The organism is Clostridium sp. YIM B02555 (assembly GCF_022320955.1).
GTDB lineage: Bacteria > Bacillota > Clostridia > Clostridiales > Clostridiaceae > Clostridium > Clostridium saccharoperbutylacetonicum.
This window is the reverse complement of sequence record NZ_JAKJJY010000028.1, coordinates 64,195-71,862: the sequence shown is the minus strand read 5'-3', so window position 1 is coordinate 71,862 and position 7,668 is coordinate 64,195. Positions and strand designations below refer to the sequence as shown.

The 7,668-nt window shown below is 31.2% G+C and carries 5 protein-coding genes; 1 reads left to right on the top strand and 4 read right to left on the bottom strand.

The features are described from left to right. Window positions 1-100: 100 nt before the first annotated feature. Together L3B98_RS25890 and L3B98_RS25885 are read right to left on the bottom strand one after the other, a co-directional pair. Entirely contained in the window at window positions 101-2,353 is a 2,253-nt protein-coding gene (locus L3B98_RS25890) for an SPFH domain-containing protein (protein WP_238918826.1), read from the bottom strand. 913 nt (window positions 2,354-3,266) lie between these two features. Further along, the gene (locus L3B98_RS25885; protein WP_015391602.1) at window positions 3,267-4,595 is read right to left on the bottom strand and encodes a hemolysin family protein; all 1,329 of its coding nucleotides are present in this window, start codon (window positions 4,593-4,595) and stop codon (window positions 3,267-3,269) included. A 461-nt stretch (window positions 4,596-5,056) separates the two neighbouring features. Between L3B98_RS25885 and L3B98_RS25880 the strand changes: the two genes are divergently transcribed. After that, window positions 5,057-6,193 carry a glycoside hydrolase family 5 protein gene (locus L3B98_RS25880; RefSeq protein ID WP_238918825.1) on the top strand — a complete coding sequence of 379 codons (1,137 nt, stop codon included), beginning with the start codon at window positions 5,057-5,059 and terminating at the stop codon, window positions 6,191-6,193. Between the two features lie 135 nt (window positions 6,194-6,328). On the opposite strand, the gene L3B98_RS25875 is transcribed toward L3B98_RS25880, so the two are convergent. Together L3B98_RS25875 and thrB are read right to left on the bottom strand one after the other, a co-directional pair. Beyond that, a complete protein-coding gene (locus L3B98_RS25875; RefSeq protein WP_077361376.1) occupies window positions 6,329-6,766 on the bottom strand; it encodes an ACT domain-containing protein in 438 nt (145 codons plus the stop codon). After that, window positions 6,763-7,662: a homoserine kinase gene (thrB, locus tag L3B98_RS25870; RefSeq protein ID WP_238918824.1), complete on the bottom strand. Its 900-nt coding sequence runs from the start codon at window positions 7,660-7,662 to the stop codon at window positions 6,763-6,765. The genes L3B98_RS25875 and thrB overlap by 4 nt, the downstream gene beginning before the upstream one ends. Window positions 7,663-7,668: the final 6 nt, after the last annotated feature.

The following is a 7,668-nucleotide window of genomic DNA, read 5'->3' as shown; positions in this document are numbered from 1 at the left end:
CAGCGAAAATTTCACTAGTCCTGTGGAAGATAAATGTATCTGATTTCGGTAATTGTTGCATAAGTCTAATTCTGCTTTGGATATCTTTATTTACATGAATTTACATTTCAGTTTTCTTAGTTGAAGTTTTTCCATTTTTATCTTCTACTTCTTTAACATTAATTTTATCATTCTTTTCTTTAGCAATAACTGACTCATTTGAATTAACCATATTAACTATTGATCCATTAGTATTAGCCATATTAGCTAAAATCATACTCAAAATACCTTCCATTGCATTAGGAGTTTTTCCTTCAGTACCACCCATAATTACAGTTTGTGGCACAAGAGGTGACTTGCTTATTTTTAATGCTTCTGCAAATGCTGTTAATACACTTTGTTGTACTTGTAATTCTGGTCCACCATAAGCCTCTACTAATGCTTTAGCAGCAGTACCTTTTGCAAGACCAACTTTAGTTTCTTGTTCAGCTGTAGCTTCTGCAACTGCTTTAATATTCAAGGCTTGTGCAGCACCAACCTTTTCAAGTTTAAAGGCTTCAGCACCAGCTTGTAGTTCAACTTGTTTAGCATTAGCTGCTGCATTAAGTTCAGTAGCTTTGGCATTAGCTGCCGCTTCAGCTTCTTTTGTATATCTTGAAGCATCTGCTTCTTGAGTTCTCTTATATTTATCAGCTTCAGCAAGCTTTTGAGTTTTTAATGCTAATTGTTCAGCTAATTTCAATTCAGATTTACCTTTATTATCTGCAACTTCTATATCAATACTTGATTGTGTAAGCGCTGCTTGAGCTGCACTTTTTGCAATAGCTTCATTTAATTCTCTTTGTTTTTCCGCTGATTTTTGTTTAGCTTCATTAGTTTTAATTTCTTCTAATGCAACTTGTCTATCTCTTAATTGAGCTAAAATAAGTTCAATTCTCTTATCAGTTGAAGAAGCAGCTGGTGTACCAATCAATACTTCCTGCAATTCTAAATCGTATAACTTAAACTTATCTTTCATTTCCCTTGAAGCTTGATCTTGAATTGTACTTCTATCTTGAATTAATTCTATCAAAGTCTTAGTTTGTCCAATATTTTTGAAATAACCTGCTATCATAGGGTCAAGTGATTGTTCAATTAATAGTTTAATATCTCCAAATCTTTGAATAACTGAAGAAGCTTTTCTATAATCAATATTAAATACTACAGTCAGTGGTAAATTAGGTTCAAAAGCATCTTTAGTAATTAAACTTATTTCTTTTAAGTTATCGTCTAATTTATGATCTCCAACTTGTCCACTAATCCATTTTAAAATAACATTAGTAGTTGGAACTGGAATAATCTTACCAGCATAAGTATTGAATGGATATTTACCCGGCATCATACATTCTCTCCAAATACCCTTCTTACCTTGTTCAACAAGTTCTCCATGCGAATAATCTGCTCCAGATACATCTTCACCTTTATCACCAAAATAACTAACAACTACACCAACGTATCCTATATCTATTATACTTTTAGGTACTATGTCTACATTAGCAAATAACCTATTAATAAAGTAAACACCATCTGTTAATACTTGCATCTGCTTACCTTTCCTACCATTAGCTGCCAAGAACTTCTCTGGTTCTTGGAAATTATTATGGTAAAATTCATTATCTATTCCTTCTCCTACTATCGGAGCAATTATAGCTCCATTATCAGGGGTTGGACCTTCATTAACAGTAACTATTCCTATTGTATCTTTGCTTCTTTGTGCTGTGTAAGCATCTTCATCTTCAAGATGTTTTGAACTTGAAATAATAACAGGAAGAAATCCATTCACTTTTAACAAATCGCTTCTCATAGTTTCTATTTGAGCTGATTCATCCTTTGATGTAAATATTGAATGTACTTTGTCCTTAGTAATAATTATAAATTGGGCTAAGTTAAAGGCATAAGTACCTTCACGAAGAATTTGCCTTTGAGGACCTTTTTGTCCACCATTATTTAAAAATGCAACTACATCTTGAAAGGATTTACTTTCACTTACTACTCTTCCTAAAGTTTGTCCATCTGCAAGGCTTTCACCTGATCTAGCAAAGACATAACCTACTTGTCCCTGTGGTATGGTTACAAGTCTTACTTTTTTTACTTTGTACTTAAAAGGTGTTTTAAAATGAACACCAGCTCTAAGTACGTGTGGTTGATAGCCTGATTCACCATTTAATGCAATTAAACCATCTGCTGGTACAGCTCCTTTTAAACTCCACCATTTTTCAACTATCCCCACTTCGTCTGTGCCAATACTTGTGAATCCTATGCCATATAATAATAAAATTAGCGCTACGATTCCAATACCAGCAAAAATTAAAATTGATATTGTTCCTGAATTCATAAAATTTCCCTCCATAATTCATTTTCCTTTTCAAAAAACATATGTTATTGAATTGTTATAGATAGTAATATATTCCTTTGCTAAGCAATTGTAAATGTCCAAATTAGTCAAATTTTTTCACTAGATTTATTGCCGTTCCTAGTTATAATTAACTAATCTTCATTATCTCTTCCAATATCATTCAATCGCTTAAATGCTATGATAGTCAATTTTATTTAAGAGCACTATTGCTTAATCCATTGATTTATAAGGTTTTCTAGTTAATTCAAGTTTCAAATATTACGATTATTAAATTTTTTTAATGTTACGTTTGCTAGTTATTTAGTGCTTTTCCCAGAATAATAGAAAAAAATGATGAATGATTTAGTTCGAAATTCTACAAATATTTCTTCCTCTATCATTCATCATCACTATCATATATATTGCAATGCTCAATTATCAATAAATATTGATTTCCTTGGTAAATCTTTATACCTTAAATAATTCTTTTTTCAGTATATATATCCAATTTAATAATCAAACTTGTAACATAGAATATACATATATCATTGAGAAATTATAATCGTAACACTACTCTAGAAATTAGATACATTTTTCTGGAGCAGGCATGTGAAATTGAGCTGATGAAGGTTCTTAATGGGGGCTTGTTCCATTTTAGCTTGTCTAAAAGTGAATGTCCAAAAAGTAAGTGTCCAAATTTTATATTTGGAAACACGCACTTTCTCCCTGGAGCTTTTATATTTGGAAACATGAACTTTCTCCTTGGGGATTTTACATCTGGAACACGCTAAAATGGTGATAAGCTCCTATTTAGAACCTTCCAGCAAAAATTTCACTAGTCCTGCAGAAGACAAATGTATTGGATTTCGGTAAGTTATCACATAAGTCTAATTCTTGCTTTGGATATCTATAATTATGAGACTAATTCTTTCTGCTTAACAAAAAGTTTTATTTTTTCAATTCTCTTTTCTTTCATTTCTTTTATTTTAAATACTAAATCTTTGTACTCAATATGATTTACTTCATTATTTTCCGGTATATAACCAATAGTTTCAATAATAAATCCACTCATAGTATCATAATTTTCACTTTTAATATCCACATTAAAGTATTCATTGAAATTATTAATTGAAAGCATACCTGATATTATAAAAGTATTGTTATCAAGCTTTTCTATTTCAGGGTTATCCTCATCATATTCATCATCTATGTTTCCCATAACCTCTTCAATTAAATCTTCAATTGAAACTACACCCGCAAAGCCTCCATACTCATCAATCAATATGGCCATATGTGTTTTAGATTCCTGTAAATCCTTGAATAATTCATCAATCTTTTTAGTTTCAGGAACAAAATATGGCGGGTGTATTATACTCCTAATATTAACATTTTCAAAACCAAATTTTCTTGCTTCACTAAATAAATCCTTCATATAAAGAATACCAATTATATTATCCGTATCGCCTTCATATACAGGAATTCTCGAATATCTTTCTTCAATTAATTCATCTAAATATTCATTTAAAGGGGTTTCTATATCAATCATGTATACTTCTGTTCTTGGTGTCATTACTTCATGTGCTAGTTTATCATCAAACTTAAATATACCATTTATCATTTCTCTTTCAGTTTCATTAATAACTCCATGTTCTTGTCCAGCTTCCACATAAGATCGTATTTCTTCCTTGGATATTTTTTCATCTGAATCATCATTGTCAAGATGAGCTACTTTAACTAATATATCAGTTGATGCTGAAAGTAGTCTCACAAATGGAACTGTAATTTTAGATACATACATTATTGGTTTAACACAAAGCATTGCAATAGCTTCTGATTTTTTTAGTGCTATTCTTTTTGGAAAAAGTTCTCCAAAAACTAATGTAATATATGACAATATGACTGTCACTATTATTAAAGCAACTTGTCCACTATAAGGAACATTCAATTTCTGTAGGTAAATGCCTAACTCTTTTGATATTCCAGTTGCTGCTGACGCACTACTTAAAAAGCCTGCAAGTGTTATTCCTACTTGTACTGTAGATAGGAAATTTGTAGGTTCTTCCATAAGATTGGATAAAAGTTTTGCTTTTTTATTGCCTTCTTCTTCAAGAAGTTTTATCTTATTTTTGTTTAAAGATACTATAGCCATTTCTGCTGATGAAAAAAATGCATTAATCAGCGTTAAAACAACTATTAAAATTAATTGTAACGTTATACTCGTCTGTTCCGGGTCTATGTCCATAAGTATTTTTCCTCCCAAAATAATTTTTTTTAAGATTATAATATCATAAACGTTGTAAATAGTAAAGTTGATAATATTATATTACCTATTAATCCTATTCATTCCACTTTATATATCATAATCCATAATAATATTAATTTATGAATTTATAGAGATTTAATAATATATAATCTAAAGTTATATCTTATTATCGTAATATAGAGTTATTTCATCGCAAACAACTATTCGAAATAAGAAAATTATTTGTTAAAATATATGTGTACATAACTCGCATTCTTAGAATGTCTATAATAGTGTCATATGTACTTAGAATATTCATGAATAGTAAATGCGCAAAAAATAATAGATAATTTACACAACTCATAATTTGATAAACTTAAAAGAAAGCTTACTTTTGATTTGATTTATAAAAATGCATGAGATAATTATATTCTTTAAAAAATAATTAAGGGGATGATATCATGATTATTAGAAAAAAATCATTAATTTTAGCACTTACTTTTTCTACACTTGCCCTTTTTAGTGCAATTCCAGCTTCAGCATCTACTGCTTACACTGGAATGCGCGATGTTACAGCACAACAAATTGTTGACGATATGAAAATTGGATGGAATTTAGGAAATACCCTTGATGCTTATAGCACTACAACATCTAATTCACTTTCCTCCGAAATAAGTTGGGGAAATCCTAAAACTACTCATGCTATGATTGATAGGATCAAAGCGGCAGGATTTAATACTGTTAGAATTCCGACAACCTGGTATAACCATATGGGGTCTTCACCTAATTACACAATTGATTCAGCATGGTTTGACAGAGTTGAAGAAGTTATGAATTACGCTTTTGATAACGATATGTACGTTATTCTTAATATGCATCATGAAGACTCTTGGTTAATACCAACTTATGAAAAACAGGAACAAGTAAAAGCTCAACTAACTAAGGCATGGGCACAAATTGCAAATAGATTTAATAAATATGGTGACCATTTAATTTTTGAAACAATGAATGAACCGAGGCCAGTTGGAGCATCTAACGAATGGACAGGTGGCTCCCATGAAAATCGTGAAGTAATTAATAACTATAACCTAGCTACTGTAAATACAATCAGGAACACTGGTGGAAACAATAAAACTAGATGTATTATGGTGCCTACACTTGCTGCATCAACAACTTCTGTAGCAGTTAATGATTATGTTATTCCAAATAATGATAAGAGAATTATAGTATCATTACACATGTACTCACCTTATTTCTTCGCCATGGATCAAGCTGGTACAGCTAATTGGGGAACTGCCACAGACAAAAGTGAATTAGATTCTCAATTTGATGCAATTGCTAATAAATTCGTAAAAAGTGGACATCCTGTAGTTATTGGTGAATTTGGTACAATTAATAAAAACAATAACTCAGCTAGGGCAATCCATGCTGAATATTATGTTAAAGCAGCAAAATCTAGACATATTACTCCTGTTTGGTGGGATAATGGATACTCTGCAGCTGGGAAATCAGACACCTATGGTTTATTAAATAGAAATACATTAAATTTAGATTGCCCAGAAGTAGTTTCTGCTCTTATGAAAGGTGCTAATAAATAATGCAGCATGGAATTGGAATTCTTCAAACTATATGTGTAACTGCTCAATAGTAGCCTTAAAAAGATTTTATAATCACTACTCTACAAAAAATATAATAAATACATGGTAAAAATAGCGAGGTTTCCCTCGCTATTCCTACTCCATCCCAATAAACTCTACCTTCTCAACATTCCTAATATTAAGCAAGCCCTCAGTTAAGGTCTTAATATCTCCCTCTACAGTTGAAAGATCTATTGTTATACTTAAATTCGCATATCCATTTAAAGGAATCCCTTGATTTATGGTAAGGATATCCCCACCTTTTTCAGTAATATAATTACTTATATTTGATAAAAGCCCCTTTTCATTTTTAAAGATAATATTATAAGTAACCTTTCTTCCTTCTGAAGTTTCTGAAAAATCAAATACATAATCCTTATACTTATAATATACACTTCTGCTTATTCCTGCAATTTTTACTGCTTCAGTTATCTCTTTGACTTTACCATCTTTTAAAAGTTTTTTTGCATAAAGAACTTTTTCATAAACATCCGGTAAAACCCGTTTATCTATAACTAAGTAATCTCCACTCATTCATTTGCACCTTCTATAACGGTTGCCCCCGCATTATCTAAAGATAACTCTAATATATTCCATTCAAATCCTTTTTGTTTTAAATATTCTCCAAGCTTATTGCTAAAGCGCTCATCCTTTTCGTCGATAATTGCCATGATTGTTGGACCCGCGCCACTTAGGTAACATCCCCATGCACCTAACTCATAGCTCTTATTATACACCTCTTCAAAACCAGAAATTAATTTACTTCTGTAATTTTGGTGAAAGGCATCTTTACACGCGTATTTTATTAATTCAAAATTACCACTTCCTAGAGCTGAAACCATAAGAGCTGCTCTTGAAACATTGTAAACTCCGTCTTTTAAGCTTATTTCCTTTGGAAGTACACTCCTAGCTTTTTCTGTAGATAATCTAAAATTAGGAATTATTGAAACAAACTTCAGTCCCTTTTTTATATTTACTTTATCATAAAAAGTCTTGTTTTCATCGACTATTGCAACAACCATGCCCCCAAGTAGTGCTGGTGCAACATTATCAGGATGGCCTTCAATTTCTACTGCCATATCTAATAATTCATCATCTGAAAACTTCTTCCCCAAGATTTCATTAGCTCCAACTAGTCCCCCAACTATACATGTGGAGCTGCTTCCAAGACCTCTAGATACTGGTACATCTTGTTTGAGTTCACTCATTTCTAATCCTTTTATTTTATAGCCTGCTTTATCAAAGCAATATTTCATTGCTTGATATATTATATTATCTTCATTACAAAATTCTTCTGGCATTCCATTGAATTTTAAGCCCTCTTCTAATTCCTTGAATTCAAATTCATTATATAAATTTAAAGCAATTCCTAATGAATCAAATCCTGGCCCCATATTTGCTGATGTAGCTGGTACCCTTACCCTAATCATACACAT